Consider the following 15,532-nt stretch of genomic DNA (forward strand, 5'->3'; position numbering starts at 1 on the left):
TGGTTTCACTCGATCGTGCCGAATTCCGTCACGGGCATCGTCCAATAGGCGAGCTTGGTTCCGGCAAACGAGACCCGCAGCCGGTCGAGCAGGCTGCTGGCATCTCTCTCCGCCAGGATCATCTGCACGGCGGTCTGATCGGCGTGGCCCTTCACGCGTTCGGCGGCCGTCTGCAATCGGACTTCGGCACCGTGACCGGCTCCGTGCGATGCCGTGAATCCCGAAACGAGGTCGGTCTGTTCGGCGAGATAGTCGAACACCTCGTCACGGAGCTGACGCGGCACGATCAGCGTGAGACAGACCGGCTGGTCGGTCATTTCGCCACCTTCGATGTTCCGCCGTAGCGGCGATACAGAATCGGCAGGAGAATCAGGGTGAGCAGGGTGGAGGACATCAGCCCTCCGATCACGACGATGGCGAGCGGTCGCTGCACTTCGGACCCTGGCCCGGACGCGAACAGCAGCGGGATCAAGCCCAGCGCCGTGATGCTCGCGGTCATCAGCACCGGCCGAAGCCTGCGCATGGCACCTTCGACGACGATGCGATCCTCGCTCAGGCCATGGGCCCGGAGTTGGTTGAAGTAGGACACCAGAACGACTCCGTTGAGGACGGCGATGCCGAGCAGCGCGATGAATCCGACCGAGGCCGGCACCGACAGATACTCACCGGTCAGGACCAGTGCGAAGACGCCCCCGATCAGGGCAAAAGGAATGTTGACCAGCACCAGCAAGGCCTGCCGGATGGCCCCGAACGTGGTGAAGAGCAGCAGGAAGATGAGACCGATCGCGACGGGGACCACGATGGACAGGCGTGCGGCGGCGCGTTGCTGGTTCTCGAACTGCCCGCCCCACGTCAGCCGGTAGCCGTTCGGGAGCGGAAGTTCGGTCGCAACCTTCTGGCGGGCCGCTTCGACGAATCCGACCATGTCGCGGCCGCGGACGTTGGCGCGAACCACGCTCATGCGCGCGCCATCTTCGCGGTCGATCTTCACCGGCCCGTCCACGCGCTGGATTCGCGCGACCTGCGACAGCGCGACATGCTGTCCGGAAGCGAGCATCAGCGGCAGGCTCGCCAGCAGCGTCGGCGCCTCCCTGGTCGTCTCGCTGCCGCGGACGAGAATGGGCGTGCGACGGCCCTCCTCGAGCGCAGTCCCGATCGTTCGGCCCTCGATCTGGGTACGGAGCGAGTTGACGATGGAATCCACCGTCAGGCCGAGGCGGCCGGCTTCCATGCGATTGACCGCAACCGTGTAGTATTGAGCGCCTTCGTTCAGAGTCGTGTAGACGTCCTCGGCACCGTCGATGCTGGACAGGATGGCCGACAGCTTGGCCGCAGTTTCGTTCAGCTTGGCGATATCGGGACCGAAGATCTTGACTGCGACGTCGCCGCGCACGCCGCTGATCATCTCCTGCACCCGCATGTCGATGGGTTGGGTGAAGCCGAGCGAGATGCCGGGAAAGCCGGCCAGAACCTCGCGGAGTTTCTGCAGCAGGGCCTCGCGATTGTCGGTCTGCCTCTCGGCAGCGGGCTTGAGCACGAGGAACGTGTCCGTCTGGTTGGGGCCCATGGGATCGAGGCCGAGCTCGTCCGACCCGGTTCGCGCAACGATGCCGGCAATGTCCGGCACGGCCAGAAGTGCCTTCTGGAGCCTCGCATTCATGGCGAGCGACTCGTCGAGGTTGACCGAGGGCAACGTCTCCACGCTGACGATGACGTCGCCTTCGTCCATCGTCGGCATGAAGGACTTGCCGAGTTTCGTATAGGCGAATCCCGCAGCGATCAGGCTGATCAGCGCCGCAGCCATCACCTTGCGCTCGTTGTTCAGGGCCCAGTCCAATGCAGGCGCGTAGACCCGTTGCGCCGCACGGACCAGCATGGGATCGCGATGCGACCCAGACTTGAGCACATAGGAGGTCATGACCGGGACCACGGTGAGCGCCAGCAGCAGCGAGCCGGTGAGCGCGAAGATGATGGCCAGGGCGACTGGGATGAACAGCTTCCCCTCCAACCCCTGCAGCGTCAGCAGGGGTATGAACACGATGATGATGATGAGGACGCCCGAGGCCACCGGTTCCAGGACTTCGCAAACCGAGCGGTACACCAGGTGAATCACCGAGGCGGCTTTGCCCGGTTCGTGCTTGCCGAGATTGCCGACGATGTTCTCGACCACGACAACCAGCGCGTCGATCAACATGCCGATCGCGATTGCAAGTCCGCCGAGGCTCATCAGGTTGGCCGACATCCCGACCACGCGCATGGCGATCAATGCGATGACGATGGCCAGCGGCAGGCTGAGAGCGATCACCAGCGAGGCCCGCCAGTTGCCGAGGAAGAGCAGCAGGAGAACGATGACGATGGCGGTGGCCTCGCCGAGCGCTCGCACCACGGTGCCGACCGCGCGGTTGACGAGGTGGCTGCGGTCATAGAACACGTTGATGGAGACGCTTTTCGGCAGCGAGGGTTGCAACTCGGCGAGCCGGGCACGCACGTCGCGGACGAGCTGACCCGCGTTGGCGCCGCGCAAGCCAAGGACGAGCCCCTCGACCGTCTCGCCGTTGCCGTCCGACGTGACTGCCCCATAGCGCGTCAGCGTCCCGATCTTGACGCTCGCGACGTCGTTGACCACGATCGGCACGCCTTCGCGGGTGTCGACGACGATGGCCTTGATGTCTTCGATTGATCGGATGCTGCCTTCAATTCGGACGAGGGCGCTGTCCTCGCCCTGGTTCACCCGTCCGGCGCCGTCGTTGCGACTGTTGGCTTCGATGGCGCGGCGAAACACGTCGTACGAAATGCCGCGCGCGGCAAGTGCATCGTTGCGCGGCACGATTTCGAAGGCCCGGACATAGCCGCCAAGCGCATTGACGTCCGCAACGCCGGGGACCGTCCGCAGCGCGGGACGGATCACCCAATCCAGCAAAGTTCGGCGCTCGGCGAGCGAGAGCTCAGGGCTGTCGATCGTGAACATGAACATCTCGCCCAGTGGGCTCGTGATTGGCGCAAGACCTCCGCTCACTCCGTCGGGGAAATCACGCGCGATGTTCGATAGCCGCTCCGATACCTGGTTGCGCGCCCAGTAGATGTCGGTGCCATCCTCGAAGTCGACCGTGATGTCGGCCAGTGCATATTTCGTGGTCGAACGAAGGACCTTCTTGTGCGGCAATCCAAGCAGTTCAAGCTCGACGGGGACCGTGATGCGCTGCTCGACCTCTTCGGGCGTCAGGCCCGGCGCTTTCATGATGATCTTCACCTGAACCGGAGAGACATCGGGAAACGCGTCGATCGGCAGGCCGGGCAGGAGAACGGCACCAGCGCCCATCAGCAGCAGCACACTCAGCAGAACGAACAATCGCTGCGAAAGCGCGAACGCAACCAGGCGCCGGAGCATCTATTGCCCCAGGCCGGAGAGAATGCCGCGAAGCGCCGAGATGCCGCCGATCGCGATCTCGTCCTGCTCCGTGATGGGACCGGACACCACGACATGGTCCTGGTCGTCCGCAACAAGCTTGACCGGGACCAGCCGGAAGCCACCGGCTGTGGCAACGAACACCGCGGTCCGTTCGCCCCGCCGCACCAGCCCACTGTAGGGAATTTCCCACGCGCTTTCGCCGGCGGAGAGAAAGCCGATGCGGGCGGCGGAGGTCTGACCGGGATGCAGCTCTCCATCGTTGGGGATTTCCGCGCGAACCAAAATGGTCTGGGTGGCAGGGTCGATGGTCTCGGAGACCAGCACGACCTTGCCGGGGATGGAATAGCCCTCGATCTCGACTTTCGCGCCGGTACGGATTGCTCGAATATTGGCTGCAGGGATCGCGATCTCCGCCCATAGCGGTGAGAGCCGCGCCAGCTTGACGAGCGGAGCGGATTGTTCGAGTCGCTGCCCCGGCGACACCGTGACCTCGACCACGGATGCGGTTTGCGGCGCATTGACCGTGAGCGTGCCGCTGATCGCCGCTTCCTGGCCGAGCCGAAGAATTGCCTCGTCGGACATCCCGCTCAGATGCAGCATCTGGCGCCGCTCGGCGACCACGAGAGCGGCCTGGCGCGCTTCGGCCTGGCTGGCCTCAAGTACGCGCTGGGGCACCGCCTTGCCCTCGAACAGATCCATGTTTCGCTTGAGCTGCTGGCTGGCGAGATGCTCCTGTGCGATCGCGTGCAGGTAGTCGCGCTGTTGAGAGACGAAACTTGGACTCTCCAGCGTGACAAGCGGCTGGCCGGCCGAGGCGCGGTCACCGCGCCCGACGAGGAGAGTGGCGACCATGCCGGCCACGGGCGCGCTGACGACCCACATTTGCTGTGTGGGGATCACGATCTTGACGGGATAGGGCAGCGTCAGATCGGTCCGGATCGCGACCGGGTGGGTCACGCGAACTCCGAGATTGCGCGCCTGGGCATCGCTCAGCTTCAGCTCGTCCTGCGCCATCGCCACGGAAGGTAGCAAGCTCAATGCAACCGCAGCGAGCGTACGAGCGAGCGCGCCGCGGGAAGAGGCGAGAAGGAGAATTTCGTGACGGACTCGCATGAGGAATGTCCCACGCTCACCGGCGAGCGAAGTGCTGTTCGATTGCAGGTTTGGCTTACTCCACCACCGCGTTGGTGAGTTGATCTGCCTCAAGCGGCTCAAGCGAGATACCCAATTGCGTGCGGTGGCCCGATTGCTGCCGCCCGACGCTTTGCTCTCTATCTGACCGTGCCGGGAGCTCAATTCCTGGCTCTTCATTTCGACGATTTCCATTGTCGTAACAGGGCGGTTCATTGCAGCTCCGCAGGTTGCCTGCACCAGGTGCATGTCTTGAAAAGCGGACGTTATGGGCGTGTGCTGGCCGTCCACGCTCACGACGTTCGGCTGTCTTCTTCCCGCGATCAGGCCTTCCTTGAAGTTTTGGACGGGAGCGGCAAGGGCCGAACGCTGCGGTGGAACGGGAGCCGATTCGTCGAGAGATAGCGAGAACCTTTCGTATCGGCTCCCCGGCCTCGGTTACGATGGACGCTTCCTTCCCGTGATCATCGCCTTCATCAGGTTCTCGCTGTGCTCGAAGCTCGCCACCAGGACGCCAAGCACATGGACGACGACGAGGCCGATCGTGAGGTTGGCGAACGCCTCATGCACCTCCTCGACCCATTTTGCTCCCCAGAAGGTACCGGTCGTCATCATGTAACCGGTGGTGCAGGTGACGATCAGCGTGACGATCAGCGCCACGACCATCGTGCCGCCGGCTGGATTGTGGCCGAGATAGCGTGGCGCCCTGAGCAACGCCACGTCGCGCATGTAGGCGAGCACCGCGCGCGGCGAGCGCACGAAGTCGCTGAAGCGCGCGTTGCGCGGTCCCACGAAGCCCCACGCGATCCGTAGCGCAAGCAGTCCGGCAATCGTGTATCCGGCGGCGATATGGACGTTCTCGATCTCGTCACCCGTCGCATAAGCGAGCAGAAACAGCCCGGCCAGCGACCAATGGAACACGCGCACGAAGGGGTCCCAGACCCTGACCGAGGCCGGCGGCGTCTCGCCGCCGGCCTCGATCCTGTCGTTGATGGCGCTCATGGTGGCGCCCTTTACAGCTGGCCGACGATCTGGCCACTGGTCGGATCGACGAACAGTTCGACCCGGCTGCCAGACTTGTCGATCGTATAGAGTTCGCCACAGGCATTCTTGAGCTTGGCCTTCTGAACCTTGTAGCCTTGGGCTTCGATCTTGGCCTGCAGTTGTTCGAGCGGCAGCCAACGGGTCGCGGGGGCTGCCGTGCAGGGACGCCCGAGGCTGCCGGCATGAGCGGTCGCGGCGGCCGCGAGCAGGGCGCAGGCAGCAGCAGTGAAGACAGTGATCTTGCGCACGGTTCTCTCCGGTGTGTGTGGCCCGGCCACATCATGCGGCGAGGCAATGCGCGGACATTGGCAGAAGCGCCCTGACCGCCGCCTGTTGATCCACGTCAGCGATCTGTCAGGTCGATTGCGGCATACTTTCTAGATGCAACCATCTCGCTTTTTGGAATTCCTCGCGGTGCCATTGCTGGCGGGAGTTCTGCTCGCGTCGGTGCCTGCGGCAGCAAGCGACCACGATAGAGGCGCGCCCGACGCGGTGCGCCGCGCGGTCGAGGCGGGCGAGATTAAGTCACTCGCCGACATCCTCGTATCCGTCCGTGGCAAGTTGCCGGGCGAAGTTGCCGGCGTCGAAATAGAGCGCGAGCACGGCCGCTGGATCTATGAGTTTCGCCTCGTCGACGACAAGGGCCGGCTCTACGAAGCGTACGTGGACGCGCGCAGCGGCGAGATTGAACGCATCAAGGAGAAGTGATGCGGCTGCTGCTTGTGGAGGATGACCGACGGATCGCGGCCGATGTGGAGAAGGCGCTGCGCGCGGCCGGCTATGTGGTCGAGACCGTCCGCAACGGCGAGGAAGCCTGGTTCCGCGGTGACACCGAGGATTACGGCGCCGTTGTCCTGGATCTCGGTCTGCCCGGCATGGACGGTCTGGCGGTACTCAAGCGCTGGCGCGCCAACGGAAGGTCGATGCCGGTGCTGGTCCTGACGGCGCGTGGCAGCTGGGCCGAGCGCGTCGATGGGATCGACGCGGGCGCCGACGACTATCTTCCCAAGCCGTTTCGCATGGAGGAATTGCTGGCGCGGCTGCGCTCGATTGTGCGCCGCTCGGCGGGGCATGCCTCGCCACGGATTGTCGCGGGCGACGTCGAGCTCGACGAGCGTCAGATGAAGGTGACGCTGCGCGGCGCACCCGTCGCGTTGTCGCCGTTGGAATACCGCCTGATCGCCTTTCTCCTGCACCACCGCGGCCGCGTGGTGTCGCAGCAAGAGCTCGACGAGAACGTCTATGGCCACGGCGAGGACCACGAGTCGAACGCGCTCGAGGTGCTGGTCGGCCGAGTGCGCAAGAAGCTCGGTGCCGATCTGATCGAGACCAGGCGCGGCTTCGGTTATCTGGTATCGGAGACGCCGCCATGAGCTGGGGCTCGCTACGGCTGCGACTGGTCGCTGGCGGACTTGTAGCTATCCTGATCGCGCTGACGATTGCCGGCGCCGGGCTGACGCTGCTGTTCGAACGCCACGTCACGCGCACCATCGGCGACGACCTCGACATCTATCTGAAGCAACTCGTCGCGGGTATCGACGCGGATGTGCAGGGCAAGCTGGTGGTGGGCCGGCCGCCGGCCGATCCGCGTTTTGCCGATCCACTTTCGGGCTTGTACTGGCAGGTATCGGACGACGCCGGTCAGGTGCTGCGTTCGCGTTCGCTGTGGGACACGGCGTTGGATCTGCCGCAGGATGAGCCGTCGCCGAGCGAATTGCACCGTCACGTCATCCCCGGGCCTGCGAACGCACGGCTCCTGGTCAGTGAACGCCGAGTGCTGCTCACCGTCGGCGACCGTCGTGCGCCGGTGCGCGTCGTTGTGGCGGCAGATCTCGCCCGCGTGTCGGCCGCCGGCTCGCAATTCGCCAGGGAGCTGGCGCTGGCACTCGGCCTGCTCGGGCTGGTGCTGGCGGCGGCCACCTCGATCCAGGTCGGACTGGGCTTACGTCCGCTCGACGCACTTCGCCGCGGCGTCGCGGACGTCCGCTCCGGGCAACGGAAGCATCTCCCCGTCGACGTCCCTGCGGAGGTGAAGCCTCTGGTGGAAGAGGTGAACAGCCTGATCGACGCCCAGGAACGCGAGATCGAGCGTTCGCGCAGCCGTGCCGCTGACCTGGCGCATGGGCTGAAGACGCCGCTCGCCGCACTCGCGGCCGATGTCGCGCGTTTGCGTCAGCGAGGTGAGCGGGATGTCGCCCAGGCAATCGAAGCCGTCGGCGACACGATGAGCCGTCACGTCGACCGCGAGCTGGCACGCGCCCGGGCACGGGGGACGGCACGACAACGCGGCGGTATTTCCACGCCCCTCAGACCGCTTGTCGAATCCCTGGTGCTCACGCTGGCGCGTACGCCGCCTGCCCAGCGGCTCGAATTCGAGACCTTCATAACCGGCGAGCCGAGCGTGCCGCTCGATCGCACTGATCTGGCCGAGGTGCTCGGCAATCTCCTGGAAAATGCCGCCCGTCACGCCACGAGCAGGGTGCGTATTGGTGCCGATGCCTGCGCGAATCCGGCGATCTCGGTCGAGGACGACGGTCCGGGAATCGCGTCCGCTGAACGCGCCCGCGTGCTCGAACGCGGTGTAAGGCTGGATGAGCGCGGCGAAGGTGCCGGCCTCGGCCTCGCGATCGTTCAGGACGTGCTCAGCGCCTATGGATGGCAGCTTGTTCTCACCGATTCCGAACTCGGCGGACTGAAAGCCATCGTCGCGCCGCAGGACAGCTGCCGCCTCGTTGCGTGACCAGCCTGCTCGTTGCGCGACCCGACGACCCCGGGCAGCGTTGCGCTGTTTCTGTTCGTCAGCGCCTCACGATCGAGCCGGCACGGCCGATCAGGCGGGCGAGCTGGCGGAAGCGGCTGCCGACTCGGTCGGCGACGATGTCGCCGAGCCGGTGCTCGAACACCAGCATCAATTTGCGGCCCTCGCTGCGGAAATGCGTGGCGGGCAGGACGCCCGGACGCGCCGCCGAGATCAGGTGCGCGACGCGGAATGCGGCGCCCAGCAGGCGCGCGCGTTCGAGCTGGGCCGGCGTCAGCAGCCCCTGCATGGTGGTCGGCGGCTGGTTTTCCTCGCTCAGGCCGGCATAGCGATAGAACACGGACAGGCCGACGAAGGCGCGCTCGGTGTGGGTGATCGCGCCGAAATTGCCGTTGACGACGAGGCTGAGCGTCTGCTCGCCGCGATGGTCGGGATGCACGCGCCAGCCGATGTCGGACAGCAGGCACGCGGTGCGGCGCAGGCGGCGGTCCTCTTCGGTCTCGCGCAGCTTCACGACGCGCACGAGGCGGTCGGTCCAGGCGATCAGCTCGCGGGCGTGTTTCGCCGAGCGTGACAGTAACTGGTTCAGCTCCTCGGCCGCGCAGATCAGCCCGTCCTTGTTGCGTTCGGCCTCCGGCAGCTTCTCGTGCAGGAGGCCCTCACGCACACCGAAGGTCGAGAACACGATGTTCTTCGGCTTTGCAACGCGGATGACGTGCTCGAGCACCAGCGCCGCATAGGTGAGGAGCGGGCGCCGCGCATCGGCGACGATCTCGATGTCGGCGAGCATGTCGGCGGCAGCGAGGCGCCGGAGACGGCGGGAGAAGTCGAGCGCCTCGGCGGCCGAAATCGAATAGCCGTGCATCACCTGGAGCGGATAGCCGCTCTGGATGATGTGGATGCGCGCGAGCGCGCGCCAGGTGCCGCCGACGGCGTAGAAAGTGCGACCGCGGCCCGCGGTTAGCTGCGGCAACTCGTCGAGCTCCTCGCGCACGATGCGATCGGCCCGCTTGAGCGATTTGTGCGCGAGGTCCTGGAGCGCGAGACCGCCGAGCGGCAGCGTCACGCCGCTGCGCACGCTGTTCCTGCGCACGTCGATCAGCTCGAGCGAGCCGCCGCCGAGGTCGCCGACGATGCCGTCGGGAAGGTGGATGCCGGAGATCACGCCGAGCGCCGACAGCCGAGCCTCGCGCGGACCCGACAGGATCTCGATCTTCACCGCGCAGATGCGCTCGGCCTTGGCGATGAAGTCGGGGCCGTTGGAGGCGTCGCGGCAGGCCGCGGTCGCAATCGCGAACACGCGTCCGACCTGCATCACGCGGCACAATGCGCGGAAGCGCTTGAGCGAGGTCAGCGCCTTGTCGACGGCGTCGGGCGCGAGCAGACCCGTGCTCTGCACCTCGCGCCCGAGGCCGCACAGGGTCTTCTCGTTGAAGATCGGGATGAGGCTCCGCGTCAGTCCCTCGTAGACGACGAGACGGACCGAGTTGGAGCCGATGTCGATAACCGCGACGCTCGAGCCGCGCTTTCGCGGCCGCTTCACGTCGCAGATCCCCGATCAGGATTGATGACGTTCGTTCCGGCGCGTGAGACGACGCGGCGAGGATTCCTTGAGCGACTTTCCACGGCCAGACAGACTCGGATTTGTCATGAAGTAGTTGTGGACGTTGAAAGGCTCCTCGCCCTTCGCGGTCTTCATACGCGTTGACGACCCGTCCGGCAACAACTGCCAGCTCTGCTCATTGTCCTTCAGATTGGCGACCATGATCTGTTCGAGAACCTGCTGATGCACCGTTGGATTTTGCAGCGGGCATAGCACCTCGACGCGGCGGTCGAGGTTGCGCGGCATCATGTCGGCGGACGAGATATACACAGCCGCTTTCGCGCTCGGCAGGCCCTGGCCCATGCCGAAGCAGTAGATTCGGCCGTGTTCCAGAAAGCGCCCGATGATCGACTTGACGCGGATGTTCTCCGACAGGCCGGGGATGCCGGGCCTGAGGCAACAGATGCCGCGCACCACGAGCTCGACCTGGACGCCGGCCTGGGAGGCCTCGTAGAGCGCGTCGATGATGTCGGGGTCGACCAGCGCGTTCATCTTCATCCAGACCGCGCCGGTCCGGCCGTGCCGCGCATGCGCGGTCTCGCCTTGAATGTGCTCGATGATGCGCTTGCGCAGCGTCAGCGGTGACACTGCCATCTTCTCGAGGTCGCTGGGCGCGGCATAGCCGGTGATGAAATTGAACACGCGCGCGGCATCGCGGCCGATGGTCGGATCGGAGGTGAAGTAGGAGAGGTCCGTGTAGATGCGTGCGGTGACCGGATGATAGTTGCCGGTGCCGGTATGGACGTAGGTCGTGAGGCTGCCGCCCTCGCGGCGCACCACCATCGATAGTTTTGCGTGCGTCTTCAATTCGAGGAAGCCGTAGACGACCTGCACGCCGGCGCGTTCGAGATCGCGCGCCCAGCGGATGTTGGCTTCTTCGTCGAACCGCGCCTTCAACTCGATCAACGCCGTGACGGATTTGCCGGCTTCGGCCGCTTCCGCGAGGGCGCGCACGATCGGCGAGTTGTTGGAAGTGCGGTAGAGCGTCTGCTTGATCGCGACGACGTCAGGGTCGCGCGCGGCCTGCTGGAGGAACTGCACCACCACGTCGAAGGATTCGTAGGGGTGATGGACGACGAGGTCCTTCTGCCGGATCGCGGCGAAGATGTCGCCGCCATGCTCGCGCACGCGCTCGGGGTGGCGCGGCACGTAGGGGGTGAATTCGAGGTCAGGCCGGTCGAGCCGCGTGAGTTGCGAGAGCTCGTTCATGGCGAGCACGCCGTCGACCAGGAACACCTCGTCATCGGCCGCCGACAGCGCATGCTGCACGAAGCTGCGCAACTGCTCCGGCATCTTGGCGTCGATCTCGAGCCGGATCACGGATCCGCGCCGGCGGCGCTTCAGCGCGGTCTCGAACAGGCGGACGAGGTCCTCCGCCTCTTCCTCGATTTCAAGCTCGGAGTCGCGGATGATCCGGAAGGAGCCCTGGCCGTGCAGATTGTAGCCGGGGAAAAGGCGGTTGATGAACAGGGCGGTCGCCTGCTCCAGCGAGATCAGGCGCACCGTGCCTTCGGCGGGCAGGCGGATGAAGCGGTCGATCTTGCCGGGCATGCGGATCAGCGCGTTCATCTGCCTGCCGTCGGCGGCGCGCGTGAGCTGGAGCGCGATGGTGAAGCCGAGGCTCGGAATGAACGGGAAGGGGTGGGCCGGATCGATCGCGAGCGGCGTCAGCAGCGGGAAGACGTTGTTGAGGAAATAGTCCTCGATCCAGGTCCGTTCCGACTTGGAGACGTCCTTGCCGTCCACCAGCACGATGCCGACCTCGGCCAGCGCGCTGCGCAGGTCGCGCCAGATCGCCTGCTGGTCCGAGGCGAGCTGGGAGACGGTACGGTTGATCAGGGCGAGCTGCTCCGACGGCGTCAGGCCGTCGGGGCTGCGTTCGGCAATGCCCTCGCGCACCTGGGCCTTGATGCCGGCAACGCGGACCATGAAGAACTCGTCGAGGTTATTCGCCGAAATCGACAGGAACCGAACCCGCTCCAGCACGGGGTGGCTGGGATTGACCGATTCCTCCAGGACTCGGCGGTTGAAATGCAGCCAGGACAGCTCGCGGTTGATGAACCGTTCGGGGCTCGACGCGATCGCCGGCAGGCCCTCGGCCTCCGATGCTTTCTCTTTAATTTCAATAGCTTGCGCAGAGTCCATCAGAAGTCGGTCCATCCTGTCTCGCCTCACTTTGCGACTTATGCGCAAAACCCCGGGGAGCATGTGTTACAGCGATGACGTTTCGATGACATTGATGTTCCGCCGTTCCGCCGCGTCAAGCCGTTGCAGAAGGCGTCGGGGTACAAGGGGCCGATCAGGGGTCCCGGAGCAACTCGGCGGCCAGCGCCCGGGTCACGGGGCGGCCGAGCCGCAGGGCTTCGCTGTCGAGCAGCTCCACGGCCTGCCGGGCCGCGGCCGAGGACCGCTCCAGGCGGGTGGCGAGGTAGCCGACTACGCTCTCGTCCACGGTGAGCTGGCGGTCGGCGCAGAACTTGACGATGAGGCCGCGAAAGAGCTGGTCGTCGGGGGGCAGCAGCGCGACCACCGGAACGGCCCGCAGACGCGAGCGCAGGTCGCGAAGCTCGATCTCCAGCGAGGCCGGCACCTCGCGTCCGGTGAGGAGGACGTAGGCGCCGTCCTCGCGGGCGAGGTTCATCAGGTGAAAGAGGGCTCGCTCGTCAAAATCCTTGGCCTTGAGATCCTCGACCACCAGCGCGCCGGTGGCGAGCGCGCCCGGGACGCCTGCCGCGGTCAGCGCATTGGCCGTGGTCGAGCGGGCGCCGGCTTCCTCGGCCCAGATCGCGGCGAGATGGCTCTTGCCGCTTCCTTCCGGGCCGGCCAGCCACATGATCCGGTTCGGCCATTCCGGCCAGCTGTCGATCAGGCCGAGACCAGCCGCATTGGCGGGGCCTTCGAGGAAGTTGTCCCGGCTTAGGCTCTCCGCATGCGGAAGTGCGAACGCCAATTGTCGGGGATGGACGCGGCCTGCCACGCTTGCTTTGCTCCATGCCGGCGCGCCGGCCCGTTTGAAGAGGTTCGACTTGATCGTGCGGGACTTGATCTTGCGAGACTTGGCCTTTTGCGGGGCCGCATCCCGGCTCATTTGGCCTCGATCGTGCTCATGTGCCGCAGCCATTCGACGAGATAGAGCGACACGGAGGAGAGCGTGAAGATCGTGACGAGGCCCATCAGGATGATATCATAAGGTGCCGGCTTGAAGCCGAAGGCAAGCGCCGCCAGCACCAGCGCCGCGAACGCCACCTGTGCCACCGTGTTGAGCTTGGACACCTTCGACGGCTTCATCTCGACCGGCCGGTCGAACAGCCAGGATACGATCACGGCGGCGACGATCATGATGTCGCGCGAGACCACCAGGATCACGATCCAGCGCGGGATCGCGCCCCAGATGCCGAGCGCCATGTAGATCGAGACCAGCAGTGCCTTGTCCGCGAGCGGATCGAGCAGGGCGCCGAGCTCGCTCGTCATGTTGAAGCGCTTGGCCAAAAAGCCGTCCACGGCATCGCTGATGCCGGCGATCAGGAAGACGGCGAACGCCACTTCCATTTGGCTCGACACGATGGCCCAGACGATGATCGGGACCAGCATGATGCGGCCCAGGGTAATGATGTTCGGAATACTCACGAAAGCGCTTCCCGGCACCCGGTCTGACCTCAAATCCGGCCCCCGCGGGAGGCTGAACCGGTTGATATCTACATAGTATAGGGAGGAGCGCCATGCGAGCCATTGCGTGTCCCCGGAATTCGACGTAACCAGCCGCAAACCCACTGGAAATCGGGCATGACCGACCGCAAAAACGGCCTCACTTACGCCGATTCAGGCGTCGATATCGACGCGGGCAACCGCCTGGTCGACCTGATCAAGCCGATGGTGCGCGCCACCGCACGGCCGGGCGCCGACGCCGAGATCGGCGGCTTCGGCGGCCTGTTCGACCTCAAGGCGGCCGGCTTCAAGGACCCGGTCCTCGTGGCCGCGACCGACGGTGTCGGCACCAAGGTCAAGATCGCGATCGAGACCGGGCTGCATGGCGGCATCGGCATCGACCTCGTTGCCATGAGCGTCAACGACCTCGTGGTGCAGGGCGCCGAGCCGCTGTTTTTCCTGGACTATTTCGCCTGTGGCAAGCTCGATCCCGAGGCCACCGCCGCGATCGTCGCGGGCGTCGCGGAGGGGTGCCGCGAATCCGGCTGCGCCCTGATCGGTGGCGAGACCGCCGAGATGCCCGGCCTCTACAAGGACGGCGATTATGACCTCGGCGGCTTTGCCGTCGGCGCTGCGGAGCGCGGTACGCTGCTGCCGCGCAAGGACATCGCCGCTGGCGACGCCGTGATCGGTCTTGCCTCATCGGGCGTGCATTCCAACGGCTTCTCGCTGGTGCGCAAGATCGTGGAACAATCCGGTGTCGGCTTTGCGGCACAGGCGCCATTCGCGCCCGTGATGACGCTCGGCGGCGCACTGCTGACGCCGACGCGGCTCTACGTCAAATCCTGCCTGCGCGCGATCCGTGAGACCGGCGCGGTGAAGGGGCTCGCCCACATCACCGGCGGCGGCTTCACCGACAACATCCCGCGCGTGCTCCCCAAGCATCTCGGCGTCGGCATTGACCTCGCACGTCTGCCGGTCCTGCCGGTGTTCAAATGGCTGGCCGCGCAGGCCGGCATCGCCGAGCTGGAAATGCTGCGCACCTTCAACTGCGGCATCGGAATGATCGCGATCGTCGAGCCCGACAAGGTCGATGAGGTCGTCGAGGTCTTCACCGACGCCGGCGAGACCGTGGCGCAGCTCGGCACCGTGATCCCCGCCGAAGGCGAGCACCGCGTCGTCTATAACGGCCACCTCGATCTGGCGCTGTGATGAAGCGCCGCGTTGCCATCCTGATCTCCGGACGCGGCTCCAACATGGCCGCGCTGATCAGGGCCGCCGCCGCCCCGGATTTCCCGGCGGAGATCTCGCTCGTCATTTCGAACAAGGCCGATGCGCTCGGACTGGAAAAGGCGAGGGCGAGCGGGGTGAAGACCGAGGTGATCGAGAGCAAGCCGTTCGGCAAGGATCGCGCCGGCTTCGAGAAGGTGTTGCAGGCAGCGCTCGACCGGCACGGCATCGAGCTGATCTGTCTCGGCGGCTTCATGCGCCTGTTCACGGCGGAATTCACCAGGGCCTGGTACGGGCGGATGCTCAACATCCATCCCTCGCTGCTGCCGTCCTTCCCCGGCCTCGATCCGCACGGCCAGGCTCTGCGCGCCGGCGTCAAGCTGTCGGGCGCGACGGTGCACTTCGTGATCCCCGAGACCGATGCCGGCCCGATCGTGATGCAGGGCGCGGTGCCTGTCAGCGACCACGACACGGGGGATACGCTGTCGGAGCGCATCCTCGAAGTCGAGCACCGCATCTATCCCGAAGCGCTGCGGCTGCTCGCGACCGGCAAGGTCCGGATCGAAGGTGATGTCTGCAGGACGGACGGAAGCGCGGCGTCGGAGAATTTTCTGGTGTCGCCGGTGGTGCGCTGAGCCGGGCATCTCAGTTCAGCCCCGGAGCTCGCGCCATTTGGTGTCATTTGCGACAGGGGAATATTCCGACCGTTCAA

The 15,532-nt window shown here is 65.6% G+C and carries 14 protein-coding genes; 5 read left to right on the forward strand and 9 right to left on the reverse strand.

Annotated features, from left to right (window positions below; all coding sequences use genetic code 11):
* Positions 1-5 precede the first annotated feature (5 nt).
* The 5 genes from ABIA42_RS11555 to ABIA42_RS11575 all read right to left on the reverse strand — a co-directional run bounded on the left by ABIA42_RS11555 (position 6) and on the right by ABIA42_RS11575 (position 5,832).
* Positions 6-317: a DUF3240 family protein gene (locus ABIA42_RS11555; RefSeq protein ID WP_271530416.1), complete on the reverse strand. Its 312-nt coding sequence runs from the start codon at positions 315-317 to the stop codon at positions 6-8.
* On the reverse strand, positions 314-3,388 hold the full coding sequence (locus ABIA42_RS11560; protein ID WP_370113566.1) for an efflux RND transporter permease subunit: 3,075 nt from the start codon (positions 3,386-3,388) through the stop codon (positions 314-316). Before ABIA42_RS11560 ends, ABIA42_RS11555 begins: the two co-directional genes overlap by 4 nt.
* Entirely contained in the window at positions 3,389-4,423 is a 1,035-nt protein-coding gene (locus ABIA42_RS11565) for an efflux RND transporter periplasmic adaptor subunit (protein WP_271530726.1), read from the reverse strand.
* A gap of 555 nt (positions 4,424-4,978) precedes the next feature.
* Positions 4,979-5,542: a cytochrome b/b6 domain-containing protein gene (locus tag ABIA42_RS11570; RefSeq protein WP_370113564.1), complete on the reverse strand. Its 564-nt coding sequence runs from the start codon at positions 5,540-5,542 to the stop codon at positions 4,979-4,981.
* A gap of 11 nt (positions 5,543-5,553) precedes the next feature.
* Entirely contained in the window at positions 5,554-5,832 is a 279-nt protein-coding gene (locus tag ABIA42_RS11575; RefSeq protein WP_271530419.1) for a PepSY domain-containing protein, read from the reverse strand.
* A 133-nt stretch (positions 5,833-5,965) separates the two neighbouring features.
* Between ABIA42_RS11575 and ABIA42_RS11580 the strand changes: the two genes are divergently transcribed.
* The 3 genes from ABIA42_RS11580 to ABIA42_RS11590 are packed head-to-tail and all read left to right on the forward strand — an operon-like array spanning position 5,966 to position 8,324.
* Complete coding sequence (locus ABIA42_RS11580; protein WP_370113562.1) at positions 5,966-6,292, forward strand: PepSY domain-containing protein; 327 nt, start codon at positions 5,966-5,968, stop codon at positions 6,290-6,292.
* Positions 6,292-6,957, forward strand: coding sequence for a response regulator transcription factor (locus ABIA42_RS11585; RefSeq protein ID WP_370113560.1), 666 nt, complete (start codon positions 6,292-6,294; stop codon positions 6,955-6,957). The genes ABIA42_RS11580 and ABIA42_RS11585 overlap by 1 nt, the downstream gene beginning before the upstream one ends.
* Complete coding sequence (locus ABIA42_RS11590; protein ID WP_370113558.1) at positions 6,954-8,324, forward strand: sensor histidine kinase; 1,371 nt, start codon at positions 6,954-6,956, stop codon at positions 8,322-8,324. Before ABIA42_RS11585 ends, ABIA42_RS11590 begins: the two co-directional genes overlap by 4 nt.
* A gap of 58 nt (positions 8,325-8,382) precedes the next feature.
* Here ABIA42_RS11590 and ppx read toward each other — a convergent pair whose 3' ends face one another.
* From ppx to ABIA42_RS11610, 4 genes are all read right to left on the reverse strand, one after another.
* The gene (gene ppx / locus ABIA42_RS11595; protein WP_271530423.1) at positions 8,383-9,885 is read right to left on the reverse strand and encodes an exopolyphosphatase; all 1,503 of its coding nucleotides are present in this window, start codon (positions 9,883-9,885) and stop codon (positions 8,383-8,385) included.
* Between the two features lie 15 nt (positions 9,886-9,900).
* Positions 9,901-12,090, reverse strand: a complete 2,190-nt coding sequence (locus ABIA42_RS11600; RefSeq protein ID WP_271530727.1) for an RNA degradosome polyphosphate kinase — start codon at positions 12,088-12,090, stop codon at positions 9,901-9,903.
* Between the two features lie 154 nt (positions 12,091-12,244).
* A complete protein-coding gene (locus ABIA42_RS11605; protein WP_271530728.1) occupies positions 12,245-12,922 on the reverse strand; it encodes a DnaA ATPase domain-containing protein in 678 nt (225 codons plus the stop codon).
* Positions 12,923-13,029: 107 nt separating this feature from the next.
* The gene (locus ABIA42_RS11610) at positions 13,030-13,572 is read right to left on the reverse strand and encodes a CDP-alcohol phosphatidyltransferase family protein (RefSeq protein ID WP_028180509.1); all 543 of its coding nucleotides are present in this window, start codon (positions 13,570-13,572) and stop codon (positions 13,030-13,032) included.
* 156 nt (positions 13,573-13,728) lie between these two features.
* On the opposite strand from ABIA42_RS11610, the gene purM reads away from it, so the two are divergent.
* Complete coding sequence (gene purM, locus ABIA42_RS11615; RefSeq protein WP_370113556.1) at positions 13,729-14,802, forward strand: phosphoribosylformylglycinamidine cyclo-ligase; 1,074 nt, start codon at positions 13,729-13,731, stop codon at positions 14,800-14,802.
* Complete coding sequence (gene purN, locus ABIA42_RS11620; protein ID WP_271530424.1) at positions 14,802-15,455, forward strand: phosphoribosylglycinamide formyltransferase; 654 nt, start codon at positions 14,802-14,804, stop codon at positions 15,453-15,455. Before purM ends, purN begins: the two co-directional genes overlap by 1 nt.
* The last annotated feature ends 77 nt before the right edge of the window (positions 15,456-15,532 follow it).

The sequence above is a fragment of the Bradyrhizobium sp. USDA 327 genome (genome assembly GCF_041262065.1).
GTDB classification, from domain to species: domain Bacteria; phylum Pseudomonadota; class Alphaproteobacteria; order Rhizobiales; family Xanthobacteraceae; genus Bradyrhizobium; species Bradyrhizobium liaoningense.

Excerpts from the sequence above, each read along its gene's own strand:
- ABIA42_RS11590 (WP_370113558.1), top strand. The coding sequence starts at position 6,954 with ATGAGCTGGGGCTCGCTACGGCTGCGACTGGTCGCTGGCGGACTTGTA.
- ABIA42_RS11600 (WP_271530727.1), bottom strand. The coding sequence starts at position 12,090 with ATGGACTCTGCGCAAGCTATTGAAATTAAAGAGAAAGCATCGGAGGCC.
- purM (WP_370113556.1), top strand. The coding sequence starts at position 13,729 with ATGACCGACCGCAAAAACGGCCTCACTTACGCCGATTCAGGCGTCGAT.
- purN (WP_271530424.1), top strand. The coding sequence starts at position 14,802 with ATGAAGCGCCGCGTTGCCATCCTGATCTCCGGACGCGGCTCCAACATG.
- ABIA42_RS11585 (WP_370113560.1), top strand. The coding sequence starts at position 6,292 with ATGCGGCTGCTGCTTGTGGAGGATGACCGACGGATCGCGGCCGATGTG.
- ABIA42_RS11560 (WP_370113566.1), bottom strand. The coding sequence starts at position 3,388 with ATGCTCCGGCGCCTGGTTGCGTTCGCGCTTTCGCAGCGATTGTTCGTT.
- ABIA42_RS11555 (WP_271530416.1), bottom strand. The coding sequence starts at position 317 with ATGACCGACCAGCCGGTCTGTCTCACGCTGATCGTGCCGCGTCAGCTC.
- ABIA42_RS11565 (WP_271530726.1), bottom strand. The coding sequence starts at position 4,423 with ATGGCGCAGGACGAGCTGAAGCTGAGCGATGCCCAGGCGCGCAATCTC.
- ABIA42_RS11580 (WP_370113562.1), top strand. The coding sequence starts at position 5,966 with ATGCAACCATCTCGCTTTTTGGAATTCCTCGCGGTGCCATTGCTGGCG.
- ABIA42_RS11570 (WP_370113564.1), bottom strand. The coding sequence starts at position 5,542 with ATGAGCGCCATCAACGACAGGATCGAGGCCGGCGGCGAGACGCCGCCG.